Consider the following 22,772-nt stretch of genomic DNA (forward strand, 5'->3'; position numbering starts at 1 on the left):
AAGGGGGTGACGCGACATGGCCCAGCGAGAATGGGTCGAAAAGGACTTCTATAAGGAGCTGGGCGTCTCCTCTGACGCCAGTCCCGAAGAGATCAAACGCGCTTACCGGAAGCTGGCGCGCGACCTGCATCCGGACGCCAACCCCGACAATCCCGCCGCCGGCGAGCGATTCAAGGCGGTGTCGGAAGCGCACAACGTGTTGTCGGATCCGGCGAAGCGCAAAGAGTACGACGAAACCCGCCGCCTGTTCGCGGGCGGCGGATTCGGCGGCCGCCGGTTCGACACCGGTGGTTTCGGCGGCTTCGGTGCTGGCGGTGACGGCGCCGAGTTCAACCTCAACGACTTGTTCGACGCCGCCGGCCGAAGCGGTGGCGCCAACATCGGTGACCTGTTCGGCGGCTTGTTCGGGCGCGGCGCCAGCGCCCGTCCCAGCCGGCCGCGCCGCGGCAACGATTTGGAGACCGAGACGCAGCTGGATTTCGTCGAGGCCGCCAAGGGCGTGGCAATGCCGCTGCGGCTGACCAGCCCGGCGCCGTGCACGAATTGCCATGGCAGCGGCGCACGTCCGGGCACCAGCCCAAAGGTGTGCCCCACCTGCAACGGTTCCGGCGTGATCAACCGCAACCAAGGCGCGTTCGGCTTCTCCGAACCCTGCACCGATTGCCGGGGCAGCGGCTCGATCATCGAGCACCCCTGTGACGAGTGCAAGGGCACCGGGGTCACCACCCGCACCCGCACCATCAACGTGCGCATCCCGCCCGGCGTCGAGGACGGGCAGCGCATCAGGCTGCCGGGGCAGGGCGAGGCCGGGCTGCGCGGGGCCCCGTCGGGCGACCTGTACGTGACCGTACATGTGCGGCCGGACAAGGTATTTGGCCGCGACGGTGATGACCTCACCGTGACCGTCCCGGTGAGCTTCACCGAATTAGCCTTGGGCTCAACGATTTCGGTGCCCACGCTGGACGGCAAGGTGGGCGTCCGGGTACCCAAGGGGACCTCCGACGGCCGCATCCTGCGGGTGCGCGGGCGCGGTGTCCCCAAGCGCAGCGGCGGCAACGGGGACCTGCTCGTCACCGTGAAGGTCGCCGTGCCGCCGAACGTGGAGGGCGCCGCGGCCGAGGCGCTGGAGGCGTACGCGGCCGCCGAGCGTGCCAGCGGGTTTGACCCACGCGCGGGATGGGCAGGTAATCGCTGATGGCCAAGAATTCACGAGACGAGTCTCGGACGTTCCTGATCTCGGTCGCCGCCGAGCTGGCCGGCATGCACGCCCAGACCCTGCGTACCTACGATCGCCTCGGCCTGGTCAGCCCGCAACGCACTTCCGGTGGGGGACGGCGTTATTCGGAGCACGACGTCAACCTCCTGCGCGAGGTGCAGCGGCTGTCCCAGGACGAGGGGGTCAACCTCGCCGGCATCAAGCGCATCATCGAACTGACCAATCACGTCGAGGCGCTGCAGGCGCGCGTGCAGGAACTCACCGAGGAGCTGGCACAGCTGCGCGCCGGCCAGCGCCGCGATCTGGCGGTGGTGCCCAAGAGCACCGCCGTGGTGGTGTGGCAGCCGCGCAGAACACGCGGCTGATCAGACCCGGATCGAAAACTGGGTGACCGCAGGCTCACCCGCCCGCGCGCAGCGATAGCCGCCGCGGCGCAGCGCGTCGGTCGGCGCGGTCATCGGCTCGAAGCACACGATTCGTTTCGCGGGGTCGTCCCCGGTGGGCGCGAAGATCTGCGTCGCGGGATACCCGCGCTCGAAGTGGACCTCCACGCGCCGCCCGCCACCCGAGACCGCGAACACCGCGCCGTCGGGCACCTGGTCGTAGGCGTCGTCAAAAGCCTTGTCCCCCAATGGCTCCGCGAGCGCCGCGTGGGGCTCGGATTCGCCGGTGGGCAGCCCGAGGTCGTCGAGCCGCAGATGCCGCAGCGGCGGCGTCTCGATCACCCACTCGGCGCGTGGCGCGTCGGGGATCTGCAGGTAGGGGTGAAAGCCGAAGCACAGCGGGACGGCGCGGGCGCCGTTGGCGGTCACCGTGGTGCGCACCGTCAGCGTCCGCTCGGCCAGCCGCACCGCCATCGTCAGCACATGCGGATACGGGAAGCTGGCCAGCAATTCTGGATCGGCGGCGAAATCCAACTCGGCGGTCAACTCGTTTGCCGACTCGGCGGTCACCCGCCAGCCCGGGTAGGCGGCTAGCACGCCGTGGATCGGCAACCCGTTCGGATCGGCACGGACCCGGTTTTCACCCGGTGTCAGCGTCGCCGTCGCGCCTTCGGCGGTATAGGTGTTCTCGCCCAACCGATTCGCCCAGGGATACAGGATCGGGATGCCCATCGTCTTGCCCGCCGCCACGTAGGCGTCCAGCCCGCGCCGTTGCCCGAGCAGCTCCACGCCGGCATCGCTCAGCGATGTGCCGATCATGCCCGCCTCGGGCACGAACTCCGCGGCCACCGGCGACGCCGGGTCGCGCAGGGTGACGACGCGCATGCCTACCTCCACAGTGGGTCGTGCTGAATATGTTCCGGCGGAGCGCCTTTGGCGATCAGGGCGGCGTTGGTGGCCTGCACCATCGACGGTCCGCCGCAGATCAGGATCTGCCGGTCTCCCCACCCGCCGTATCTGGTCACCACGTCGGGAAGCCGGCCGGTCTGCCGCACGTGCAGGCCGCGCGGCGGGGTGACGTCAGGATAGTCGGCGGCCCACGCCGGATCGGCGCTGTACTCCGACACCGGCGAGACCGACAGCCAGGGATTGTGGGACGCCACCTGCCACAGGGTGGGCAGGTCGTAGAGCTCGCAGCGATAGCGGGCGCCGAAGAACAGGTGCACCCGCGGGTTCACCGCGTACCGGCTCAGGTCCATGATCAGCGCCCGCAGCGGCGCCAGGCCGGTGCTACCGGCGACCATCAGCACGTCGCCGCCGTCCCGGTCGACCCGCATACCGCCGTGCGGACTGGACAGCCGCCACCTGTCGCCGGGCCGGGTCTCGTTGACGATGGCGGTGCTGACCAAGCCGCCGGGCACCACGCGGACGTGGAATTCGATGCCACCGCCGGGATCCGCCGGGATGGCGGGCGACAGGTACCGCCAGCGGCGCGGGCACTGCGGGACGTGGACGTTGACGTACTGGCCGGCGTGATAGTCCATCGGGCGGTCGAGCTGCAGCCGGACCACCGCAAGGTCGCGGGAGACCCGCATGTGCTCGATGACCGTGCCGTCCCACCAGGCGGGTCCCTCCTCGGCGTCCGCGGCGCCGCGCATCACCCCGATGATCAGGTTGAGCGACTGGTCGGCCGCCTCGTCGACGGCGGCGGTCCAGGCATCGCCGAGGTGGGTCCGCAACGTCGACCACAACGCGCGACGCAACGTGTCGTAATGCTGGGGCAGCACACCGTATTTGCGGTGGTCCCGGCCGAGCTGAGCCAGGAAGGCGACCGGTTCCTGGGCGCGCTGGGCGACGAGTTCGCCGTACACCCAGTGCAGGGCGTGGGCGAAAGCGGTCCGCTGCCCGCCCATTTCGGGTGGGAACAGGTCGCGTACCGACACGTCCAGGCCGAACCAATGGGTGTAGAACCGGCGGACGAGTTCGTTGCCGGGGCCCGACTCCTCCTGCGCGAAGGCGTCGCGCAGTACCCGCAACGCGTCGGTGTCCTCGAGCCCCACGGGGCCCGATTCTAGGCTCGCCGCGCGCCGAGATATTTTCACCAGTTAATGAAATGATACCTTCGTCGTATGCCGTCACCTGCTGCTTTCCCATCCGATGCGCGAAGACGCAGGGGTCGCCGCCAGGGCGAGCCCGTGTCGAAGGACGTGGTGCTCCGCGCGGCCAAGCAGCGGTTCGCCGCCCAGGGCTACGAGAAGACGACGCTGCGTGAGATCGGCGAGGACGCCCACGTGGACGCCGCGATGGTGCTGTACCTGTTCGGGTCCAAGGCCGAGCTGTTCCGCGAGTCGATGCGGCTGGTCCTGGATGGCGGCGTGCTGGTCGCCGCGATGACCGGCGGCTCGCGCGGGGACATCGGCGCCCGGTTGGTGCGGGCCTACCTGCAGATCTGGGACGAGCCGGAGACCGGTCCGACCATGGTCGCCATGCTGCACTCGGCGATGCTGAATTCCGACGCGCACGAAGCCTTCCGCGATTTCATGCGCGGTTACGTGATGGCGGCCATCTCCGGCGTCCTGGGCGAGGGTCCGGACACCTTGCTGCGGGCCAACCTGGCCGGGACCAACCTGGTCGGCACCGCGTTGTTCCGCTATGTGATGAAGGTGGGCCCGCTGGCCGATCTCGGCACCGACGAGGTGGTCGCGCTGATCGGGCCCAGCGTGCAGCGCTATCTGACCGCGGATGCGGACGAGCTGGACCTGCCGGCCGGCTATCGCCCGTGACCGGCTCAGCCCTGTTTGACGGTGTTGGTCGCCCCGGTGTTGACGACGTTCGGTGAGCCCCAGTGGAAGGTGACCGCGTTGCCGGTCCCGGAGGTGCTCACCGCGTCGGTGCTGTCGACCGCGACGCGGTTGCCGTGGCCGGAGACGCTGACGCTGGTGCAGTGTCCGGTGACGATGACGGTGTTGGTCTGGCCGCTGACTGAGAGGTAGCCGCCCTGGCAGCGGATGGTCTTCGATGTGCCGGCTCCGTTGACCTGCAACGTGCCCGACTCCGGGACGGTCGCCGACGGTCCGGCGCCGCCGAGGTCGGTGCGGAACCCGGCTAAGGCGAGTCCCGCCAGCGACAGCCCGCCGACCACGATGGCCAGCCTGAGGGCGCCGCGGACGCGGCCCGCGTCCGCCCGATCCTGGTGTGGTTCGGTCTGCGTCATCGCCAGGTGGGTACCCCGCGCGCCATATTGCCCAAAACTCGTTAGAGTTGAGCGGAACACACTCAACCTTGACGGCGTTGAACAACGCGACAAGCATTTTCCCTACTTACGCGAACGGAGGCGTCGTGGACTCTTTCAACCCGACAACCAAGACGCAGGCGGCTCTGACCTCGGCGCTCCAGGCGGCCTCGGCCGCCGGTAACCCCGAGATCCGCCCCGCGCACCTGCTGATGGCCCTGCTCACGCAGGCCGACGGCATCGCGGGACCGCTGTTGGAGGCTGTCGGCGTCCAGCCCGCGACCATTCGTACCGAGGCCGAGCACCTGGTCGAACGGCTGCCGCAGACCAGCGGCGCCAGCTCGCAGCCCCAACTGTCGCGCGAATCGCTGGCCGCCATCACCACCGCCCAGCAACTGGCCACCGAGATGGACGACGAGTACGTCTCGACCGAGCACCTGCTGGTCGGTCTGGCCACCGGTGACTCCGACGTCGCCAAGCTGCTGACCGGCCACGGCGCGTCGCCGCAGGCCCTGCGCGACGGCTTCGTCAAGGTCCGCGGCAGCGCCCGCGTCACCAGCCCCGAGCCCGAGGCCACCTATCAGGCGCTGGAGAAGTACTCGACCGACCTGACCGCCCGCGCCCGCGAAGGCAAGCTCGACCCGGTCATCGGACGGGACAACGAGATCCGCCGCGTCGTGCAGGTGCTGTCGCGGCGCACCAAGAACAACCCGGTGCTGATCGGTGAGCCCGGCGTCGGCAAGACCGCGATCGTGGAGGGCCTGGCCCAGCGGATCGTGGCAGGCGACGTGCCCGAGAGCCTGCGCGACAAGACCGTCATCAGCCTGGACATGGGCTCGATGGTGGCCGGCGCCAAGTACCGCGGCGAGTTCGAGGAGCGGCTGAAGGCCGTCCTCGACGACATCAAGAACTCCGCCGGGCAGATCATTACCTTCATCGACGAGCTGCACACGATCGTCGGGGCCGGCGCGACCGGCGAGGGCGCGATGGACGCCGGCAACATGATCAAGCCGATGCTGGCCCGCGGCGAGTTGCGGCTGGTCGGCGCCACCACGCTCGACGAGTACCGCAAGTACATCGAGAAGGACGCGGCGCTGGAGCGGCGCTTCCAGCAGGTGCTGGTCGGCGAGCCGTCGGTGGAGGACACCGTCGGCATCCTGCGCGGGCTCAAGGACCGCTACGAGGTGCACCACGGTGTGCGCATCACCGACTCGGCCCTGGTCGCCGCGGCCACGCTGTCCGACCGCTACATCACCGCCCGCTTCCTGCCGGACAAGGCCATCGACCTGGTCGACGAGGCCGCTTCGCGCTTGAAGATGGAGATCGACTCGCGGCCCGTCGAGATCGACGAGGTCGAGCGGCTGGTGCGCCGCCTCGAGATCGAGGAGATGGCGCTGGCCAAGGAGGAGGACGACGCGTCCAAGGAGCGGCTGGAGAAGCTGCGCTCCGAGCTGGCCGACCAGAAGGAGAAGCTGGCCGAGCTGACCACCCGCTGGCAGAACGAGAAGAGCGCGATCGATGTCGTCCGGGAACTCAAGGAGCAACTCGACGTCCTGCGCGGGGAGTCCGAGCGGGCCGAGCGCGACGGCGACCTGGCCAAGGCCGCCGAGCTGCGCTACGGGCGCATCCCCGAGCTCGAGAAGAAGCTCGACGCCGCACTGCCGCACGCCGAGGCCCGCGAGAACGTGATGCTCAAGGAGGAGGTCGGACCCGACGACATCGCCGACGTGGTGTCGGCGTGGACCGGCATTCCCGCCGGGCGGATGCTCGAAGGCGAGACCGCCAAGCTGCTGCGGATGGAGGACGAGCTGGGCAAGCGGGTCATCGGCCAGAAGCGGGCGGTGACGGCGGTTTCCGACGCCGTGCGCCGCAGCCGGGCCGGCGTCGCCGACCCCAACCGGCCGACCGGTTCGTTCATGTTCCTCGGGCCGACCGGTGTCGGTAAGACCGAGCTGGCCAAGGCGCTGGCGGAGTTCCTGTTCGACGACGAACGCGCGATGGTCCGCATCGACATGAGTGAGTACGGCGAGAAGCACTCGGTCGCCCGCCTCGTCGGTGCGCCCCCGGGCTACATCGGCTACGACCAGGGCGGTCAGCTGACGGAGGCGGTGCGGCGGCGGCCGTACACGGTGATCCTGTTCGACGAGATCGAGAAGGCGCACCCGGACGTGTTCGACGTGCTGCTGCAGGTGCTCGACGAGGGCCGGCTCACCGACGGGCAGGGCCGCACGGTCGACTTCCGCAACACCATCCTGATCCTGACGTCCAACCTCGGGTCGGGCGGCAGCGAGGAGCAGGTGATGGCCGCGGTGCGCTCGGCGTTCAAGCCGGAGTTCATCAACCGGCTCGACGACGTGATCATCTTCCACGGCCTCGAGCCCGGCGAGCTGGTGTCGATCGTCGACATCCAACTGGCCCAGCTGCAGAAGCGGCTGGCGCAGCGCCGCCTCACGCTGGAGGTGTCGCTGCCGGCCAAGCAGTGGCTGGCCCAGCGCGGGTTCGACCCGGTCTACGGCGCCCGGCCGCTGCGCCGGTTGGTGCAGCAGGCCATCGGCGACCAGCTGGCCAAGCTGTTGCTGGCCGGTGACGTGCACGACGGCGACACCGTTCCGGTGAACGTCAGCCCGGACGGCGATTCGCTGATCCTGGGCTGAGGCGGAGTGGCGATCGCGAGCGCGGCGTAGCCGGGCGAAGCGGGTCGACACCATCGGCCGAGGGGGACCGTCCCACGCGCGGGGTCTTACGTCCTGTAATTGGGTTGTGACCAGCCGGACTTCTTTATTCCGGCGGAAATGCGGATACCCTGTGTGGGATGGTCCCCCTTTGGTTCACGCTGTCCGCGCTGTGCTTCGTCGGCGCGGGGGTGTTGCTGTACGTCGACCTCGATCGACGCCGCGGGCGCAGCAGGCGCCGCAGGTCGTGGGCGCGGTCGCACGGGTTCGACTACGAGCGTGAATCCGCCGACATCCTCAAGCGCTGGAAGCGCGGTGTGGTCTCGACAGTGGGCGACATCGCCGCCGAGAATGTGGTGCTGGGCCAGATCCGCGGCGAGGCCGTGTACATCTTCGACCTCGAGGAAGTTGCCACCGTGATCGCGCTGCACCGCAAGGTGGGCACCAACGTCGTGGTGGACCTGCGGCTCAAGGGACTGAAAGAGCCACGGGAGAGCGACATTTGGCTGCTGGGTGCGATCGGCCCGCGGATGGTGTACTCCACCAACCTGGACGCCGCCCGGCGCGCCTGCGACCGCCGCATGGTCACCTTCGCGCACACCGCACCGGACTGCGCCGAGATCATGTGGAATGAGCAGAACTGGACGCTGGTCGCCCTGCCGATCACCAGCACCCGCACCCAGTGGGACGAGGGCCTGCGCACCGTGCGGCAGTTCAATGACCTGCTGCGGGTGTTGCCGCCGCTGCCGGAGGAAACCCAGCAGGAGGCGGGCGCGCCCGCGGGGCTGCGTAACGCTTCGCCGAGCCGCCCGCTGGCTCCCGCCGGCCGCGCGGAGCTGCCGCCCCGGCGCGCGCAGCAGGACGTCGCGGGGCTGCTGGGTGACGCTCCTGCTCGCCGGCCGGCCGAGCCGATCCGCCGGGAGCAGCGCGGCTCGGACGCCGTTCGCCGCCCGCCACCGGCCGGGCGCAACGGCCACCAGGCCACCAACTATCAGCACTGACGGCGCGCCGGGCGCCGGGTGGGCGGCGCGGCCGCCGTCATTAGGATGTCGCTCATGCCTCGTCCTGTCGCCCTGATCACCGGGCCCACGTCCGGGATCGGCGCCGGCTTCGCGCGACGCTATGCGAGCGACGGCTACGACCTGGTCCTGGTCGCCCGCGATGTCGACCGGCTGCACGAACTGGCGCGCGAGCTGGAGGGCCGGGCCGGCAACGTCGAGGTGCTGCCCGCCGACCTGGCCGAGGCCGCCGGTCGCGACAAGGTCTGCGAACGCCTGGCCCAGGGCGTCCGCGTCCTGGTGAACAACGCGGGCTTCGGCACCTCCGGCGATTTCTGGGCCACCGACCCCGCGCTGCTGCAATCGCAGCTCGACGTCAACGTCACCGCGGTCATGCACCTCACCCGCGCGGCCCTGCCGGCCATGCTCGACGCGGGCGCCGGCACCGTCATCAACATCGCCAGCGTCGCCGGCCTGGTGCCGGGACGCGGATCGACCTACTCGGCGTCCAAGGCGTGGGTGATCTCGTTCAGCGAGGGCCTGTCCGTAGGCCTGCAGGGCACCGGCGTGGGAGTGCACGCCGTGTGTCCGGGCTACGTGCGCACGGAATTTCACGCCCGGGCCGGGATCGACATGGCCAAGTCGCCGTCGTTCATGTGGCTCGAGGTGGACGACGTGGTGAACCAGAGCCTGGCCGACATCGCCCGCGGCAAGGTGATCAGTATCCCCGGCCTGCAATACAAGGCGATCATCGCCGCGGAGCGGATGATTCCTCGGACCCTGATGCGGGCCGTGACCAAGCGAATCGGCGGTGGCCGTGGCCGGACCTGACCTGCGCGCGGAGCTGGCCGACCTGGTGCGCCGGCTGTCGGTGGTGCACGGCAAGGTGACGCTGTCGTCCGGCAAGGAGGCCGACTACTACGTCGACCTGCGCCGCGCGACCCTGCACCACCGGGCCTCCGCCCTGATCGGCACGCTGATGCGCGACCTCACCCACGACTGGGACTACGACGTGGTCGGCGGGCTGACTCTGGGCGCCGACCCGGTCGCCACTGCCGTCATGCACGCGCCGGGCCGCCCGATCGACGCGTTCGTGGTGCGCAAGTCCGCGAAAACCCATGGGCTGCAACGCCTTATCGAAGGATCCGAGGTCGCCGGTAAGCGGGTGCTGGTCGTGGAGGACACCAGCACGACGGGCGCGTCGGCGCTGACGGCGGTGCGCGCCGTCCAAGAGGCCGGCGGACACGTGGTCGGCGTGGCCACGGTCGTGGACCGCTCGACCGGCGCCGCCGAGGCCATCCAGGCCGAGGGCCTGCCGTACCGCAGCGTGCTGGGCCTTGCCGATCTGGGGCTGGGCTAGGTTGCATCGCCGTGCGCACCTCCTCGCGGTAGCGGCCTGCGCGCTGGCCCTGCTGACGGGCTGCTCGGGGTCCAGCCACCCGGTTCGCCCGTACGGCGCCCAGGGCGCGCGGCTCGGGGAGTCGCTTTCGCTGCTGGGCTGGAACCTGGCGGTGTCGAACCTGCGCTGGGACGGCGACTACGTGCTCATCGACGTCGACGCCTCCGCGGCCGACCCGCACGCGCCGCGCGCCAAAGCCGAGGACCTCAGGTTCGGCCTCTACGGCGCGCTGTCGCATCCGATCGAGTCGACCGGCCTGGGCAGCTGCGACCGCGGGACGGCCAAACTGCCCGACGTCCACTCGCCGCTGTCGGCGCCCGGTGACCGGCTGACCGGCACGGTTTGCCTTGGGCCACTCAAGGATCGGAGTCAGGTCCGCGGTGTGTACAGCTACTCGCCGCGCGACCGGATCCCGAACACCTCGGCGGCCTACCCGGCCGCCTTCCCGGTGGGGCTGATGCCCACCAACGCCAACGACACCGGCCTGGCGGTCAAGACCACCAGCCTGTCGGCCTGGCGCGCCGACGGCGCCCCGGTGACCAAGGCGCAGCTCGGCGACCCCGCGGCGTTCAACGGGAACGGCTACATGCTGCTGGGCCTGGAGGCCGACGGGCTGGCGGCCCGGTACCGCGACGACTCGGCCAAACGCGGAGGGCCGCTCATGCTGCTCGCGTCGCCGACCCTGCCCGGCGCCGGACTGAACCCGGCATGCGCGGCGTACGGGTCGTCGGTGCTCATCCTGCCCGACGCCTCGCTGGACGCGGTGCACGTCAGCGCGTCGCTGTGCACCCAGGGCGAGATCAACGAGGCGCTGCTCTACGCGACGGTGGCCGTCGACGGCACCCACGCCGCTGTGTGGACACCGCGATGACCGATCCGGGGCCGACCGAGTGGGGCGCACCGGCCGGCGGGGTCGGGCCCTGGGCGGGCGAGCCGCCCGACGACCCGCGGTATGACCCAGTCCTGTTGCGCGAGGGCGACACTCGCAACGTCGTCGACGCGTATCGGTACTGGACGCGGGAGGCGATCATCGCCGACATCGACGGGCGGCGGCACCCGCTGCACGTGGCGATCGAGAACTTCGGGTACGACGCCAACATCGGCTCGGTGGTGCGCACCGCCAACTCCTTCGCGGTGCACACCGTGCACATCGTGGGCCGGCGGCGCTGGAATCGCCGCGGCGCCATGGTGACCGACCGCTACCAGCGGCTGTGCCACCACGACAGCACCGCCGAACTGCTGGACTTCGCGGTGCGGGCCGGGCTGACGGTGGTCGCGGTGGACAACGTGCCGGGGGCGGCCCGTCTGGAGGAGGCCGCGCTGCCGCGGGAGTGCCTGCTGGTGTTCGGTCAGGAGGGGCCGGGCATCACCGACGACATCCGGGCGGGCGCGGCCACGACGGTGTCGATCGCCCAGTTCGGCTCGACCCGCAGCATCAACGCCGGCGTGGCCGCCGGGATCGCGATGCACGCCTGGATTCGACAGCACGCGGACCTGTCCCGGGCCTGGTAGCGGCCGTCCGCGTCGAGTGTGCGCTCAGGGCGGGCATTCTCGGCGTGTCGCCGCCCTCCGCGCACACTCAACGCCGACGATTCACACCCGAAGTCAAGCCGGGTCATGGCCGTCCGCCTACGTTGGACGAGTGCGTGACGTGCTTGCCGAGCTGATGTCGATCTGGCGCGCCGGCGACACCGCGGGGCTGGGGACGGTGGTGCGCACCTTCCGGTCCGCGCCGCGTCCGCCGGGGGCCGCGATGGTGGTGGCGCCGGACGGCTCGGTCACCGGGTCGGTGTCGGGTGGTTGCGTGGAGGGCGCGGTGTACGAGCTCGCGACCGAGGCGACGAAAACCGGGGCCGCGCGGCTGGAACGCTACGGCGTCAGCGACGACGACGCCTTCGCGGTCGGCCTGACGTGCGGCGGCGTCATCGACGTCTTCGTCGAGCCGGTTTCGCGCGCGTCGTTTCCCGAACTCGACGCGGTGGCCGACGACATCGCCGAGCGCCGCGCGGTGGCGACCGCGACCGTGATCGCGCACCCGGACCCGTCCTGGGTGGGCCGGCGGGTGGTCATCCGGCCCGACGGGATGGCGGGATCGCTGGGTTCGCCCCGTGCCGACGCCGCCGTCGCCGACGACGCGCGCGGCCTGCTCGCGCTGGGGCGCAGCGAGGTCCTCAAGTACGGGCCCGACGGGCAGCGGCTCGGCGACGGCATGGAGGTCTTCGTGGCCAGCTATGCGCCGCCGCCGCGCATGCTGGTGTTCGGCGCGATCGACTTCGCGGCCGCGCTGGCGCGGCAGGGTTCGTTCCTCGGCTACAGCGTCACCGTGTGCGACGCCCGCCCGGTGTTCGCCACCCGGGCGCGCTTCCCGACGGCCGACGACGTCGTCGTCGACTGGCCCCACCGCTATCTGACCGCCCAGGCCGAGGCGGGCGCCGTCGACTGCCACACGGTGATCTGCGTGCTCACCCACGACCCCAAGTTCGACGTGCCGGTGCTCGAAGCCGCGCTGCGCCTGCCCCAGGTCGGCTACGTCGGGGCGATGGGGTCGCGACGCACCCACGACGACCGCCTGAACCGGCTCAAAGCCGCCGGCCTGACCGACGCCGAGCTGGGCCGGCTCTCGAGCCCCATCGGGCTGGACCTCGGCGCGCGCACCCCGGAGGAGACCGCGGTCTCGATCGCCGCCGACATCATCGCCAAGCGCTGGGGCGGCGGGGGTCGCCCGCTGGCCCAGATCGCCGGGCGCATCCACCACGACGCCGGGGACCCCACTCTACTTCCGTAGTGTCGTCCGTAGGCTAGTGCTCGACGCCGTCGCCGCCGCCCACGAGAGGACCCCGCATGAAGATCGCCAACCGGTTCACCGTCAGCGCCCCCATCGACCGGGCCTGGGACGTGCTGAGCGACCTCGAGCAGGTGATCCCGCTGATGCCCGGGGCGGCGCTGACCGGTCACGAGGCCGACGACTACCTCGGCAAGGTCAAGGTGAAGGTCGGGCCGGTCACCAGCGAGTTCAGCGGCAAGGTGCGTTTCGTCGAGCACGACCGCGGCCAGTACCGGGCGGTCATCGACGCCAAGGGCAAGGAGACGCGGGGGACGGGCAACGCGGCCGCCACGGTCACCGCCCAGCTCTACGAGGACGGCGAGCGCACCGGCGTCACCGTCGACACCGACCTCAAGATCGCGGGCAAGCTGGCCCAGTTCGGCAGCGGCATGCTGCAGCAGGTGTCGGAGAAGCTGCTGGGCCAGTTCGTGGAATCGCTCGAAGCCGAACTGGCCGCGCAGAGTGTGGCGGCGCCGGCCACGCCGGAGGGCCCGGCGCAGGTCGGACCCGTCCCCGAGCCGCGACACGCGGCCCCCGCCGCGGAGCCCGCACCGATCGACCTGCTCGAGCTCGCCGGCGGCGACCAGCTCAAGAAGTACGCCCCGCTGGTGCTGGCCGTGCTCGCCGCGCTGGTGCTGGGTTGGATGCTCGGCCGCCGGCGTTAGGACGGCCGATCTATTTCTGCCGGCGCGGCCGCCGACTGGGCGAGGCCGGTTGCTGATCGCGTCGTGTCTTTGAGGGCGACGCCCGAGCGGCCGAGTTTGCGGGCCCCGGCCACCAGCGCGGCGGCGACCGCCGCGGCCGTCGGGTAGTCGAGGCCGTCGGGCGGGTGGATGTTGGAGATGCAGTTCCGGTCGGCGTCGGTGAGCCCCGGCTTCGGCCGATGCGTCAAGTAGATGCCCAGGCTGTCGGCGACCGACAGGCCCGGGCGCTCACCGATGAGCACGAGAACCGTTGCGACGCCCAGGGCTTGACCGATGTGGTCGCCGAGCGCGACGCGCGCCTGGGTCGCGATGACGGGCGGCGCAATCCGGTAGCGGCCGTCGAATTCGCGGACCAGCGCGTCGACCATACCCGCCGCGTGGTCGGTCAGGGCGCGCGGTGAGAGCCCGTCGGCGAGGACAAAACCGATGTCCGCGTTGGTCTTTCGCAGACCCGACAGGTCGGCCGGGCTGCGGCCGAGGTCGGGCCGGCGCAGGTACTCGCCGCGCGAGGCCGCCAGGCTGCACACCCGCAGCGGCTCGTCGATGCCGACGTCGCGCAACCGCGCGATGAGGCCCTCGACGTCGAGTGGCTCGTGCACGGCGTCGCGCGCCGCGGCGTGCGCCGCCTGAAATTCCAGGACGCGCCGGGTCGGCAACGAGTTGCCCGCCCGCCCGAGCCCGATGCGCGCCTGCGTGGTGGCGCGCAGGGGTGCCCAGATGTCTTCCATCAGCCGGCTGCCAGCGCCCGCAGCGGCGACGTCGCGAGGTCGACGGGCAGGATCCGGCCGTCGGCGTCGACCATGCCCAAGCTGGCCAACCATGCTTCGAATTCGGGTGCGGGCCGCAGCCCCAACGCTTTTCGCACGTACAGCACATCGTGAAAGGACAGGCTTTGATAGCCGAGCATGACGTCGTCGGCGCCGGGAACCGTGATGACGAACGCGGTGCCCGCCGCGCCGAGCAAGGTCAGCAGCGTGTCCATGTCGTCCTGGTCGGCCTCGGCGTGGTTGGTGTAGCAGACGTCGACGCCCATCGGCAGGCCGAGCAGTTTCCCGCAGAAGTTGTCTTCGAGCCCGGCGCGGATGATCTGCTTGCCGTCGTAGAGGTACTCGGGCCCGATGAATCCGACGACGGTGTCGATCAACAGTGGCTGCAGTGCCCGGGCCACACCGTAGGCCCGCGCCTCCAGCGTCTGCTGATCGACCGGCCTGTCACCCACACCCAGGTGGGCACCGGCCGACAGGGCCGCACCCTGCCCCGTCTCCAGATACATGACGTTGTCGCCGACGGTGCCGCGGCGCAGCGACCGGGCGGCCTCGTTGGCCTCCATCAGCATGCCGATGGAGGTCCCGAACGAGGAATTGGCGCCCTCGGTGCCCGCGATCGACTGGAAAACCAGGTCGACGGGCGCGCCCCGGTCGATCAGCTCCATCGTGGTCGTGACGTGGCACAGCACGCAGGATTGGACGGGGATCGCGAACCGCTGGCGAATGTCGTCGAGCAGGTGCAGCAGCTCCGACGCCGCGTGCGGCGAGTCGGTCGCCGGGTTGATGCCGATCACCGCGTCACCGCAGCCCATCAGCAGGCCGTCGAGCAGCGCCGCCGCGATGCCGCGGGGGTCGTCGGTGGGGTGGTTGGGCTGCAACCTGGTCGCGAGCGTGCCCGGCAAACCGATCGTGGTTCGGAAGGCCGCGGTGGCCGTCGCCGCGGCGGCCACCAGGATCAGGTCCTGGTTGCGCATGATCTTCGACACCGCGGCAACCATTTCCGGTGTCAGCCCGGGGGAGACCGCGGCGATCCGCGCCGCGCCGTCGTCACGGGACGCCGCATCCAGCAGCCAGTCGCGGAAGGCGCCCACGGTCAAGTCCGCGATCGGGCCGAACGCCTCGGGGTCGTGGCCGTCGATGATGAGCCGGGTGACCTCGTCGGTCTCATACGGCACGACCACATCGGTCAGGAACGTCGCCAGCGGTATGTCGGCCAGCACCCACGCGGCCGCCGCCCGTTCGGCGTCGGAGCCGGCGGCGCAACCCGCGAGCTGGTCGCCGGAGCGCAACGGCGTCGCCTTCGCCATCACGTCGACCAGGCCCTCGAAGGCGTGCGTGGTCCCCGAAATGGTTTGCCGGTAGCGCATATTTCAGTATGAGGCAGGATCGGCGGTATGGATCAGCTATGGGCCAACCGGGCGGCCAGCTCCGAAGCCGCTGTCGCGCAACGACACCAGAAACGGCTGTGGGGCCTGCCCGGGACTCAGCTGGGCGTGGTGGCCTGGCCGCCGACCCGGCGCGACCGGATGTTCGGCACCTGGCACTACTGGTGGCAGGCGCACCTGCTGGATTGCCTGGTCGACGCGCAGCTGCGCGACCCGCAACCCGAACGGCGCACCAAGATCAACCGGCAGGTCCGCTCGCACCGGCTGCGCAACAACTTTCGCTGGACCAACAGCTACTACGACGACATGGCCTGGCTGGCGCTGGCGCTGGAACGCGCCGCCCGGATCGCGGGCGTCGAGCGCCACCGCGCCCTACCCAAGCTGGCCGAGCAATTCCTCGACGCGTGGGTGCCCGAGGACGGCGGCGGCATCCCATGGCGCAAGCAGGACCAGTTCTTCAACGCCCCGGCCAACGGCCCGGCGGGGATCTTCCTGGCCCGCTACTCCGACCGGATGCGGCGCGCCCAGCAGATGGCCGACTGGATCGACGAGACCCTGATCGACCCGGAGACGCACCTGGTGTTCGACGGCATCAAGGCCGGCTCCCTGGTCCGCGCCCAGTACACCTATTGCCAGGGCGTGGTGCTCGGCCTGGAAACCGAACTCGCGGCACGCACCCATGACGATCGGCACGCGCCCCGGGTGCACCGGCTGGTCGCGGCCGTCGCCGAACACATGGCGCCGACGGGCGTGCTGGCCGGCGCTGGCGGCGGGGACGGCGGCCTGTTCTCCGGCGTCACCGCGCGCTACCTCGCGCTGGTCGCCACCACCCTGCCGGGTGAGTCGGCCGACGACGCCGCGGCCCGCGACACCGCCCGGCGGATCGTGCTGGCCAGCGCGAAGTCGGCGTGGGATTACCGCCAAACGGTGGACGGGCTGCCGCTGTTCGGCCCGTTCTGGGACCGCGACGCGCAGCTGCCCAGCCAGGCCGCCGGGGAGGCGCAGTTCGTCGACGGCGCGGTGAACAGTTCCGACGTGGCCGAACGGGACCTGTCGGTGCAGCTGTCGGGGTGGATGCTGATGGAGGCCGCATGTAACGTCACCGCCGTGACCGCAGGGAGTGCGACGTGACCGAGCCTGGCAGCTGGATTCCCGACGAAGCCTCGCTGGCCCAGGCAAACCTCACCCACTTCATGGCGTGGCTCGCCGAGACGGGCCGCGGCCACTACGGCGACTACCACGCTCTGCAGCGCAAGTCCGTCGAGGACATCGAGTGGTTCTGGGACGCCGTCTGGCAGTACTTCGACATTGAGGCGGACAGCCCGCCCCGCGCGGTGCTGGGCAACCGTGCCATGCCCGGCGCCGAGTGGTTCCCCGGCGCCACGCTCAACTACGCCACCGAGATCTTCCGGCACGCCACCGACGAGCGGCCCGCCATGATCGTCGTCGGCGAGGACGGCGCGCGCGAGTGGTCGTGGGCGCGGCTGCGGCGGGAGACCGGCGCGTTCGCCGCCTACCTGCGCGGCCTCGGGGTGCGCCCCGGGGACGCCGTCGTCGGCTACCTGCCCAACGTCGCCGAGGCCGCCGTCGCCGCCCTGGCCGCTGCCGCCGTGGGCGCGAGCTGGGCGGTGTGCAACCAGGACGTGGCCGTCGACGGCGTGATAGCGCGCCTGGGCCAGGTCGAGCCGGCGGTGCTGGTGGCCACCGACGGGTCGGTGTACGACGGCAAGCGCATCGACCGGCGCGCGGAGCTGGACACGATCCGGGCGGCGATGCCCAGCCTGCGGGCCACCGTGGTGGTGCCGCGGCTGGGGCTCGCGGCCGACGGCGACAGCGTCGCGTGGGCGACGGCGGTGGAATCGGATGCCGAGCTGGACATCACACCCGTGCCGTTCGCGCACCCGCTGTGGGTGATGTTCTCGTCCGGCACCACCGGCAAGCCGAAGGGCATCGTGCACGGTCACGGCGGCGTGGTGCTCGAGCACCTGAAGTACCTGAGCCTGCAACTGGAGCTGCACGCCGGCGAGCGCTTCCTGTGGTACTCCTCGACGAGCTGGATGATGTGGAACCTGCAGCTGTCCGGGCTGCTGGCCGACACCACCATCGTGCTCTACGACGGCAGCCCAACGCATTTGGGCACCGACGGCCTCTGGCGGGTCGCCGCCGAGGCGCAAGTCAACGTGCTCGGCGCCGGGGCGGGTTACCTGCTGGCCTGCGCCAAGAAGGAGCTCAAGCCGGGGGCGACGTACCCGCTGGACGGGTTGCGCGCGGTGGGTTCCACCGGTTCACCGCTGCCCGCGTCCGGATTCCGTTGGATCCAAGAGGGACTCGGCCGGTCGGTGCCGGTGATCTCGATGAGCGGCGGCACCGACGTCTGCACCGCCTTCATCGGCGGCTGCGCGATCCTGCCGGTGGTGGCCGGTGAGCTGTCGTGCATCTGCCTGGGTGCGGCCATCGAATCCTGGGTCGGGCCAAACCATCCGGTCATCGGTGAAGAGGGCGAGCTGGTGATCACCGAGCCGATGCCCTCGATGCCGGTGTTCTTCTGGAACGACGACGACGGCAGCCGGTACCGGGCCGCCTACTTCGAGAAGTATCCGGGGGTGTGGTGTCACGGCGACTGGATCACCATCACCGATCGGGGATCCGTTGTGGTGCACGGTCGTTCAGACGCCACCCTGAACCGGTTGGGCGTGCGGATGGGCAGCGCGGAGATCTACACGGCGGTGGAGGGCATGCCTGAGGTGGGTGACTGCCTGGTGGTCGGGGTCGAGCAGGACGACGGCGGGTACTGGATGCCGCTGTTCGTGACCCTGGCCGACGGCGCCGAACTCGACGACGGGCTGCGGTCGCGGATCGTGGCTGCCATTCGTCAGCATGCCTCCCCGCGCCACGTGCCCGACGACATCCTCGCGGTCCCCGGCATACCGCGGACGCTGACCGGCAAACGGCTCGAAATCCCGATCAAGCGGATCCTGCTGGGCGCCGCGCCGGGCGAGGCCGTGCAGCAGAGCTCGATCGACCGACCGGAACTGCTAGACGCTTTCGTTGCGTACCGCAGGAGTCGGGTGTCCTGAGTCGGGCTCCCCGCCGGCCGCCCCCCGCCGGCGGGCCCGGTAGCTCCGCACGGCCGCAATGAACGCCGGCATCAGCGAGATCACCAGGATCGCCAGCAGGATCTTCTGCAGGTTGTGGTGCACGAACGGCACGTTGCCCAGGAAGTAGCCCGCCAGCGTCACGCCGCCGCCCCACAGGATGCCGCCGACGATGTCGAAGCCCAGGAATACCGGGTAGCGCATGTAGGACACCCCGGCGACCGGCGGGACGAACGTCCGCACGAACGGCGCGAACCGCGCCAGGATGATCGCCCACGGCCCGTATTTCTCGAAGAAGGCGTGCGACTCGGTCACGTAATGCTTCTTGAAGAACCGGGAGTCTTCCTTCTTGAACAGCGCCGGGCCGATCCGCCGGCCGATGAAATAGCCGGTCTGATCGCCCAGGATCGCCACCAGGGCGACGGCCGGGGCCAGCACCCAGATGCTGGCCGGTGGGTTCGGGTGCGAGGCCAACAGCCCACCGGTGAACAACAGCGATTCGCCGGGCAGCAGTGGAAACAGCAGGCCGGTCTCGATGAAGACGATGACCAGGATGCCAGGCAGCACCGCGGATCCGAAGACTCCGTCGGCGCCCAACCAGTACATCGGGTCGAAGATGTGCGGCAGGGCCGTCACGGTGGTGCTCACGATGCTTCAACATACCGGTGTTGCGATACTGGATGGGCCCAGTCGCCAGGAGGAGCCCATGCCCATCGCCACCCCCGAGGTCTACGCCGAGATGCTGGGACGTGCCAAGGAGAACTCGTACGCCTTCCCGGCCATCAATTGCACCTCCTCCGAGACGGTCAACGCCGCGATCAAGGGCTTCGCTGACGCCGGCAGTGACGGCATCATCCAGTTCTCCACCGGCGGTGCGGAATTCGCCTCCGGCCTGGGGGTCAAGGACATGGTGACCGGTGCGGTGGCGCTGGCCGAGTTCACCCGCGTCGTCGCGGCCAAGTACCCGATCAACGTGGCGCTGCACACCGACCACTGCCCCAAGGACAAGCTGGACAGCTACGTGCGGCCGCTGCTGGCGATCTCGGCCCGGCGGGTGGCCGCGGGTCAGGACCCGCTGTTTCAGTCGCACATGTGGGACGGCTCGGCCGTGCCGATCGACGAGAACCTGGTCATCGCGCAGGAACTGCTCAAGCAGGCCGCGGCCGCCAAGATCATCCTGGAGATCGAGATCGGAGTGGTGGGCGGCGAGGAAGACGGCGTCGCCCACGAGATCAACGACAAGCTGTACACCACGCCGGAGGACTTCGAGAAGACCATCGAGGCCCTGGGCCACGGCGAGCACGGCAAGTACCTGCTGGCCGCGACGTTCGGCAACGTGCACGGCGTCTACAAGCCGGGCAACGTCAAGCTGCGCCCCGACATTTTGGCCCAGGGGCAGCAGGTGGCCGCCGCCAAGCTCGGGTTGCCCGACGGCGCCAAGCCGTTCGACTTCGTCTTTCACGGCGGGTCGGGCTCGCTCAAGTCCGAGATCGAGGAGTCGCTGCGCTACGGCGTGGTGAAGATGAATGTCGACACCGACACCCAGTACGCGTTCACCCGCCCGATCGCCGGCCACATGTTCAGCAACTACGACGGCGTGCTGAAGGTCGACGGCGAGGTGGGCGCCAAGAAGGTCTACGACCCCCGCAGCTACCTGAAGAAGGGCGAGGCCTCGATGACCGAGCGCGTGGTGGAGGCCTGCGCCGACCTGCACTGCGCCGGAAAGTCCGTGGGCGGCTAGCGGCTTCGCCGAGCGTGCACTCATGGCGAAATTCCGGCCCGAAATTCGCCGTGGTTACACGTTCGGCGCTCGCGGGTGACCTAGCCGCTCGGGGACTGGCAGATCTTCCACTGCTCGTCGCGGTACTGCAGGTCCAGGCTGCGGGTCGACCGCAGCGAGGGGTCGTACGCCATGAACGTGGTGACGTTGGCTTCGGCGTGCTGGCCGTTGACCACCACCTGGTCGATGCTGGCGATCACCGGATACTGCTTGGCCGCCGAGACCCGGCGGTAGGTCTCGTCCCACGAATGCTCGTCGTAGTCCGCGTACCCGTCGCGGGTGGTGCCGCAGGTGATGGTGCGCAGCGTGGTCAGGTCGCCCTTTTGAATCGCGGTGTCGAAGCCCTGGATCGTGGTCCGAACCCGGTCTTCCTGCGACACCTTCGTGTGTTTGCCGCGGGTGAGCAGCACCGTGCCCAGGATCGCGATGGCGGCCAGCGCCAGCACGATCAGGACCAGCGCCAGCACCCAGCCCCAGTTGAACTGCCGGGACGTGCGGAGCTTTCCCCCTAGCCGGGGTGGGATCGATTGCGGCACAGCCGGTTTGGCGGGCTGACCGAACTGTGCTGTCTGGCCTTCCGGAGGTGTCGAGAACACTTCGGTGGCGGGCTCCGGGGTGGTGGCGATCACCGTGGTCTCTCGCGCGTCGAATCCGGGCGCGGTGAAACGGCGTTCGCGCTGCTGGCCCTCCGCTTCCTGCTCGGGATCCTTCGGATCGCCGACGGAATCGGGCTTGATCACCACCGTCTCGGTCTCGGAGTCGCTGGGTACCAGCGGGACGCTCTCGGTCGCGTCCTCGCCTGATTGCGCGGCCCATTCGTGCCCAGGCGGATGCGGCGCGCCGCCGCGGTCGGGCTCGGGTGGCTGGGGCATGAGTACGGCTGTCCTCCGCTATCGGGTGGGGTAGTTGGAGCTTAGCGACCCGTCCCCATCGATGGGGCGATGGTCGAGGTCCGCCACCCCGGCGAAACGGGGCAGCTGCAGAATAGGAGCCATGACGCCGCCGCGAGACCTTCTGGGACCTGATCCGACCCTGCTGCCGGGCGATCCCGACGCCGAGGCGGAACTGCTCGCCGGCGAGAAACCCGGGATCGTCGCCGCCGCGCACCCGTCGGCCTCGGTGGCCTGGGCGGCACTGGCCGAGCAGGCGCTGGCCGACGACCAGGCCATCACCGCCTACGCGTACGCCCGGACCGGCTATCACCGCGGCCTGGACCAGCTGCGGCGCAACGGCTGGAAGGGTTTCGGCCCGGTCCCGTATGCGCACGAGGCGAACCGCGGGTTCCTGCGGTGCGTCGCGGCGCTGGCGCAGGCCGCCGACACGATCGGCGAGCCCGACGAGTACCTGCGCTGCCTGGATCTGCTCGACGACTGCGACCCCGAGGCGCGCTCGGCCCTGGGGCTCTAGAAGTTTTCCGAACAGCCCGCGTCGCCCGGGGTGTCGATCTGGACGGTGGCGTGCTGCAGCCCGCGGGCCGACAGCACCGCACGCGCGTCGTGGAGCACCCGGGTGGAGTCACCGGTGCTCCGCAAGTGCGCGGTGCACATGTCCTTGCCCGGCGACAGCGTCCAGACGTGCAGGTCGTGGACCTCGGACACGCCGTCGACGGCGCCCAGCGCCGAGCGCAGCTCCTCCACGTCGATGTGGGTCGGCGACGATTCGGAGAGGATCCGCAACGCGTCGCGGGCCAGCGAGATCGCCCGCGGCAGCACCCACAGCGCGACCAGCACGGCGACCACCACGTCGGCATACGGCCACCGCGTCGTCACGGTCACCACACCGGCGATCAGCACGCCCAGGCTGCCGACGCTGTCGGCGACCACCTCCATGTAGGCGCCCTTGACCGCCAGGCTCTGTTCGGAGTGCGACCGCAGGAGCAAAGCCACCACCAGGTTGGCGAGCAGCCCGGCCAGCGCGACCACGATCATCGGCACCCCGGGCACCGACGGGGTTTCCCTGAGCCGCTGGATGGCTTCCCAGAGGATGAACAGCGCGACCCCCATCAGCAGCCCCGCGTTGGCGACCGCCGTGAACACCTCGGCCCGGTGCCAGCCGTACGTCCGCGACGGTGACGAGCTGCCCCGCCGGGCCAGCGTCACCGCGGCCAGGCCCATGAAGACGGCGACGACGTCGGTCAGCATGTGGCCCGCGTCGGCCAGCAGCGCGATCGAGTTGATCAGCAACGAGGTGGTCAACTCGATGACGAAAAACGCCGCCAGAATTGCGGCGGCGGCGACCATGCGGGGAATCAGCCGGGACCCATCGGTCTCGGCGGGACTGTGATTGTGACCGGCGCCCATGCCGTGCAATATATGCG

General features: G+C 70.3%; 23 protein-coding genes. 15 read left to right on the forward strand and 8 right to left on the reverse strand.

Annotation, left to right across the window (positions count from 1 at the left end; genetic code table 11):
- The first annotated feature begins 16 nt into the window (after positions 1-16).
- Both dnaJ and A5781_RS23410 read left to right on the forward strand, forming a co-directional pair.
- On the forward strand, positions 17-1,195 hold the full coding sequence (dnaJ, locus tag A5781_RS23405; protein ID WP_067212708.1) for a molecular chaperone DnaJ: 1,179 nt from the start codon (positions 17-19) through the stop codon (positions 1,193-1,195).
- Positions 1,195-1,581, forward strand: a complete 387-nt coding sequence (locus A5781_RS23410; protein WP_066947611.1) for a heat shock protein transcriptional repressor HspR — start codon at positions 1,195-1,197, stop codon at positions 1,579-1,581. The genes dnaJ and A5781_RS23410 overlap by 1 nt, the downstream gene beginning before the upstream one ends.
- Here A5781_RS23410 and A5781_RS23415 read toward each other — a convergent pair whose 3' ends face one another.
- Together A5781_RS23415 and A5781_RS23420 are read right to left on the reverse strand one after the other, a co-directional pair.
- Positions 1,582-2,484 carry an aldose 1-epimerase gene (locus A5781_RS23415; RefSeq protein ID WP_067212711.1) on the reverse strand — a complete coding sequence of 301 codons (903 nt, stop codon included), beginning with the start codon at positions 2,482-2,484 and terminating at the stop codon, positions 1,582-1,584. It abuts the gene before it with no gap.
- Positions 2,485-2,486: 2 nt separating this feature from the next.
- Positions 2,487-3,659 carry an FAD-binding oxidoreductase gene (locus tag A5781_RS23420; RefSeq protein WP_067212715.1) on the reverse strand — a complete coding sequence of 391 codons (1,173 nt, stop codon included), beginning with the start codon at positions 3,657-3,659 and terminating at the stop codon, positions 2,487-2,489.
- Between the two features lie 69 nt (positions 3,660-3,728).
- On the opposite strand from A5781_RS23420, the gene A5781_RS23425 reads away from it, so the two are divergent.
- Positions 3,729-4,382 carry a TetR family transcriptional regulator gene (locus A5781_RS23425; RefSeq protein ID WP_082939487.1) on the forward strand — a complete coding sequence of 218 codons (654 nt, stop codon included), beginning with the start codon at positions 3,729-3,731 and terminating at the stop codon, positions 4,380-4,382.
- 5 nt (positions 4,383-4,387) lie between these two features.
- Here the strand turns inward: A5781_RS23425 and A5781_RS23430 are convergent, their stop codons facing one another.
- On the reverse strand, positions 4,388-4,813 hold the full coding sequence (locus A5781_RS23430) for a DUF3060 domain-containing protein (protein ID WP_082939488.1): 426 nt from the start codon (positions 4,811-4,813) through the stop codon (positions 4,388-4,390).
- 125 nt (positions 4,814-4,938) lie between these two features.
- Between A5781_RS23430 and clpB the strand changes: the two genes are divergently transcribed.
- From clpB to A5781_RS23470, 8 genes are all read left to right on the forward strand, one after another.
- A complete protein-coding gene (gene clpB, locus A5781_RS23435; protein ID WP_067212725.1) occupies positions 4,939-7,485 on the forward strand; it encodes an ATP-dependent chaperone ClpB in 2,547 nt (848 codons plus the stop codon).
- A 158-nt stretch (positions 7,486-7,643) separates the two neighbouring features.
- Complete coding sequence (ttfA, locus tag A5781_RS23440; RefSeq protein WP_067212728.1) at positions 7,644-8,504, forward strand: trehalose monomycolate transport factor TtfA; 861 nt, start codon at positions 7,644-7,646, stop codon at positions 8,502-8,504.
- 54 nt (positions 8,505-8,558) lie between these two features.
- Complete coding sequence (locus tag A5781_RS23445; protein WP_067212854.1) at positions 8,559-9,332, forward strand: SDR family oxidoreductase; 774 nt, start codon at positions 8,559-8,561, stop codon at positions 9,330-9,332.
- A complete protein-coding gene (gene pyrE / locus A5781_RS23450; RefSeq protein ID WP_067212857.1) occupies positions 9,319-9,861 on the forward strand; it encodes an orotate phosphoribosyltransferase in 543 nt (180 codons plus the stop codon). Before A5781_RS23445 ends, pyrE begins: the two co-directional genes overlap by 14 nt.
- Position 9,862: 1 nt before the next feature.
- Positions 9,863-10,771: a hypothetical protein gene (locus A5781_RS23455; protein ID WP_067212731.1), complete on the forward strand. Its 909-nt coding sequence runs from the start codon at positions 9,863-9,865 to the stop codon at positions 10,769-10,771.
- Positions 10,768-11,412, forward strand: coding sequence for an RNA methyltransferase (locus A5781_RS23460; RefSeq protein WP_067212860.1), 645 nt, complete (start codon positions 10,768-10,770; stop codon positions 11,410-11,412). Before A5781_RS23455 ends, A5781_RS23460 begins: the two co-directional genes overlap by 4 nt.
- 130 nt (positions 11,413-11,542) lie before the next feature.
- Complete coding sequence (locus A5781_RS23465; RefSeq protein ID WP_067212734.1) at positions 11,543-12,685, forward strand: XdhC family protein; 1,143 nt, start codon at positions 11,543-11,545, stop codon at positions 12,683-12,685.
- A 56-nt stretch (positions 12,686-12,741) separates the two neighbouring features.
- A complete protein-coding gene (locus A5781_RS23470) occupies positions 12,742-13,389 on the forward strand; it encodes an SRPBCC family protein (RefSeq protein ID WP_067212738.1) in 648 nt (215 codons plus the stop codon).
- Here A5781_RS23470 and eutC read toward each other — a convergent pair.
- Both eutC and A5781_RS23480 read right to left on the reverse strand, forming a co-directional pair.
- Complete coding sequence (eutC, locus tag A5781_RS23475) at positions 13,386-14,156, reverse strand: ethanolamine ammonia-lyase subunit EutC (RefSeq protein ID WP_067212741.1); 771 nt, start codon at positions 14,154-14,156, stop codon at positions 13,386-13,388. The genes A5781_RS23470 and eutC overlap by 4 nt on opposite strands.
- A complete protein-coding gene (locus A5781_RS23480; RefSeq protein WP_067212744.1) occupies positions 14,156-15,562 on the reverse strand; it encodes an ethanolamine ammonia-lyase subunit EutB in 1,407 nt (468 codons plus the stop codon). Before A5781_RS23480 ends, eutC begins: the two co-directional genes overlap by 1 nt.
- A 27-nt stretch (positions 15,563-15,589) precedes the next feature.
- Here A5781_RS23480 and A5781_RS23485 point away from each other — a divergent pair, with 27 nt between their 5' ends.
- Together A5781_RS23485 and A5781_RS23490 are read left to right on the forward strand one after the other, a co-directional pair.
- The gene (locus A5781_RS23485) at positions 15,590-16,711 is read left to right on the forward strand and encodes a glycoside hydrolase family 76 protein (RefSeq protein ID WP_067212748.1); all 1,122 of its coding nucleotides are present in this window, start codon (positions 15,590-15,592) and stop codon (positions 16,709-16,711) included.
- Positions 16,708-18,657, forward strand: coding sequence for an acetoacetate--CoA ligase (locus A5781_RS23490; protein ID WP_067212751.1), 1,950 nt, complete (start codon positions 16,708-16,710; stop codon positions 18,655-18,657). The genes A5781_RS23485 and A5781_RS23490 overlap by 4 nt, the downstream gene beginning before the upstream one ends.
- Here A5781_RS23490 and A5781_RS23495 read toward each other — a convergent pair.
- Entirely contained in the window at positions 18,616-19,323 is a 708-nt protein-coding gene (locus A5781_RS23495) for a DedA family protein (RefSeq protein ID WP_067212754.1), read from the reverse strand. The genes A5781_RS23490 and A5781_RS23495 overlap by 42 nt on opposite strands.
- A gap of 58 nt (positions 19,324-19,381) precedes the next feature.
- Here A5781_RS23495 and fbaA point away from each other — a divergent pair, with 58 nt between their 5' ends.
- Positions 19,382-20,416 carry a class II fructose-bisphosphate aldolase gene (gene fbaA, locus A5781_RS23500; RefSeq protein WP_067212863.1) on the forward strand — a complete coding sequence of 345 codons (1,035 nt, stop codon included), beginning with the start codon at positions 19,382-19,384 and terminating at the stop codon, positions 20,414-20,416.
- An 80-nt stretch (positions 20,417-20,496) separates the two neighbouring features.
- Here the strand turns inward: fbaA and A5781_RS23505 are convergent, their stop codons facing one another.
- On the reverse strand, positions 20,497-21,327 hold the full coding sequence (locus A5781_RS23505; protein WP_067212757.1) for a hypothetical protein: 831 nt from the start codon (positions 21,325-21,327) through the stop codon (positions 20,497-20,499).
- A gap of 121 nt (positions 21,328-21,448) precedes the next feature.
- Here A5781_RS23505 and A5781_RS23510 point away from each other — a divergent pair, with 121 nt between their 5' ends.
- Positions 21,449-21,862, forward strand: a complete 414-nt coding sequence (locus A5781_RS23510; protein WP_067212760.1) for a DUF3151 domain-containing protein — start codon at positions 21,449-21,451, stop codon at positions 21,860-21,862.
- Here the strand turns inward: A5781_RS23510 and A5781_RS23515 are convergent.
- Complete coding sequence (locus tag A5781_RS23515; protein WP_067212763.1) at positions 21,859-22,755, reverse strand: cation diffusion facilitator family transporter; 897 nt, start codon at positions 22,753-22,755, stop codon at positions 21,859-21,861. The two genes, A5781_RS23510 and A5781_RS23515, sit on opposite strands and share 4 nt — an antisense overlap.
- Positions 22,756-22,772: the final 17 nt, after the last annotated feature.

It is taken from the genome of Mycobacterium sp. 852002-30065_SCH5024008, from assembly GCF_001665645.1.
GTDB lineage: Bacteria > Actinomycetota > Actinomycetes > Mycobacteriales > Mycobacteriaceae > Mycobacterium > Mycobacterium paraffinicum.

Excerpts from the sequence above, each read along its gene's own strand:
- dnaJ (WP_067212708.1), top strand. The coding sequence starts at position 17 with ATGGCCCAGCGAGAATGGGTCGAAAAGGACTTCTATAAGGAGCTGGGC.
- A5781_RS23410 (WP_066947611.1), top strand. The coding sequence starts at position 1,195 with ATGGCCAAGAATTCACGAGACGAGTCTCGGACGTTCCTGATCTCGGTC.
- A5781_RS23415 (WP_067212711.1), bottom strand. The coding sequence starts at position 2,484 with ATGCGCGTCGTCACCCTGCGCGACCCGGCGTCGCCGGTGGCCGCGGAG.
- A5781_RS23425 (WP_082939487.1), top strand. The coding sequence starts at position 3,729 with ATGCCGTCACCTGCTGCTTTCCCATCCGATGCGCGAAGACGCAGGGGT.
- A5781_RS23430 (WP_082939488.1), bottom strand. The coding sequence starts at position 4,813 with ATGACGCAGACCGAACCACACCAGGATCGGGCGGACGCGGGCCGCGTC.
- ttfA (WP_067212728.1), top strand. The coding sequence starts at position 7,644 with ATGGTCCCCCTTTGGTTCACGCTGTCCGCGCTGTGCTTCGTCGGCGCG.
- A5781_RS23445 (WP_067212854.1), top strand. The coding sequence starts at position 8,559 with ATGCCTCGTCCTGTCGCCCTGATCACCGGGCCCACGTCCGGGATCGGC.
- A5781_RS23460 (WP_067212860.1), top strand. The coding sequence starts at position 10,768 with ATGACCGATCCGGGGCCGACCGAGTGGGGCGCACCGGCCGGCGGGGTC.
- A5781_RS23470 (WP_067212738.1), top strand. The coding sequence starts at position 12,742 with ATGAAGATCGCCAACCGGTTCACCGTCAGCGCCCCCATCGACCGGGCC.
- eutC (WP_067212741.1), bottom strand. The coding sequence starts at position 14,156 with ATGGAAGACATCTGGGCACCCCTGCGCGCCACCACGCAGGCGCGCATC.
- A5781_RS23480 (WP_067212744.1), bottom strand. The coding sequence starts at position 15,562 with ATGCGCTACCGGCAAACCATTTCGGGGACCACGCACGCCTTCGAGGGC.
- A5781_RS23485 (WP_067212748.1), top strand. The coding sequence starts at position 15,590 with ATGGATCAGCTATGGGCCAACCGGGCGGCCAGCTCCGAAGCCGCTGTC.
- fbaA (WP_067212863.1), top strand. The coding sequence starts at position 19,382 with ATGCCCATCGCCACCCCCGAGGTCTACGCCGAGATGCTGGGACGTGCC.
- A5781_RS23505 (WP_067212757.1), bottom strand. The coding sequence starts at position 21,327 with ATGCCCCAGCCACCCGAGCCCGACCGCGGCGGCGCGCCGCATCCGCCT.
- A5781_RS23510 (WP_067212760.1), top strand. The coding sequence starts at position 21,449 with ATGACGCCGCCGCGAGACCTTCTGGGACCTGATCCGACCCTGCTGCCG.
- A5781_RS23515 (WP_067212763.1), bottom strand. The coding sequence starts at position 22,755 with ATGGGCGCCGGTCACAATCACAGTCCCGCCGAGACCGATGGGTCCCGG.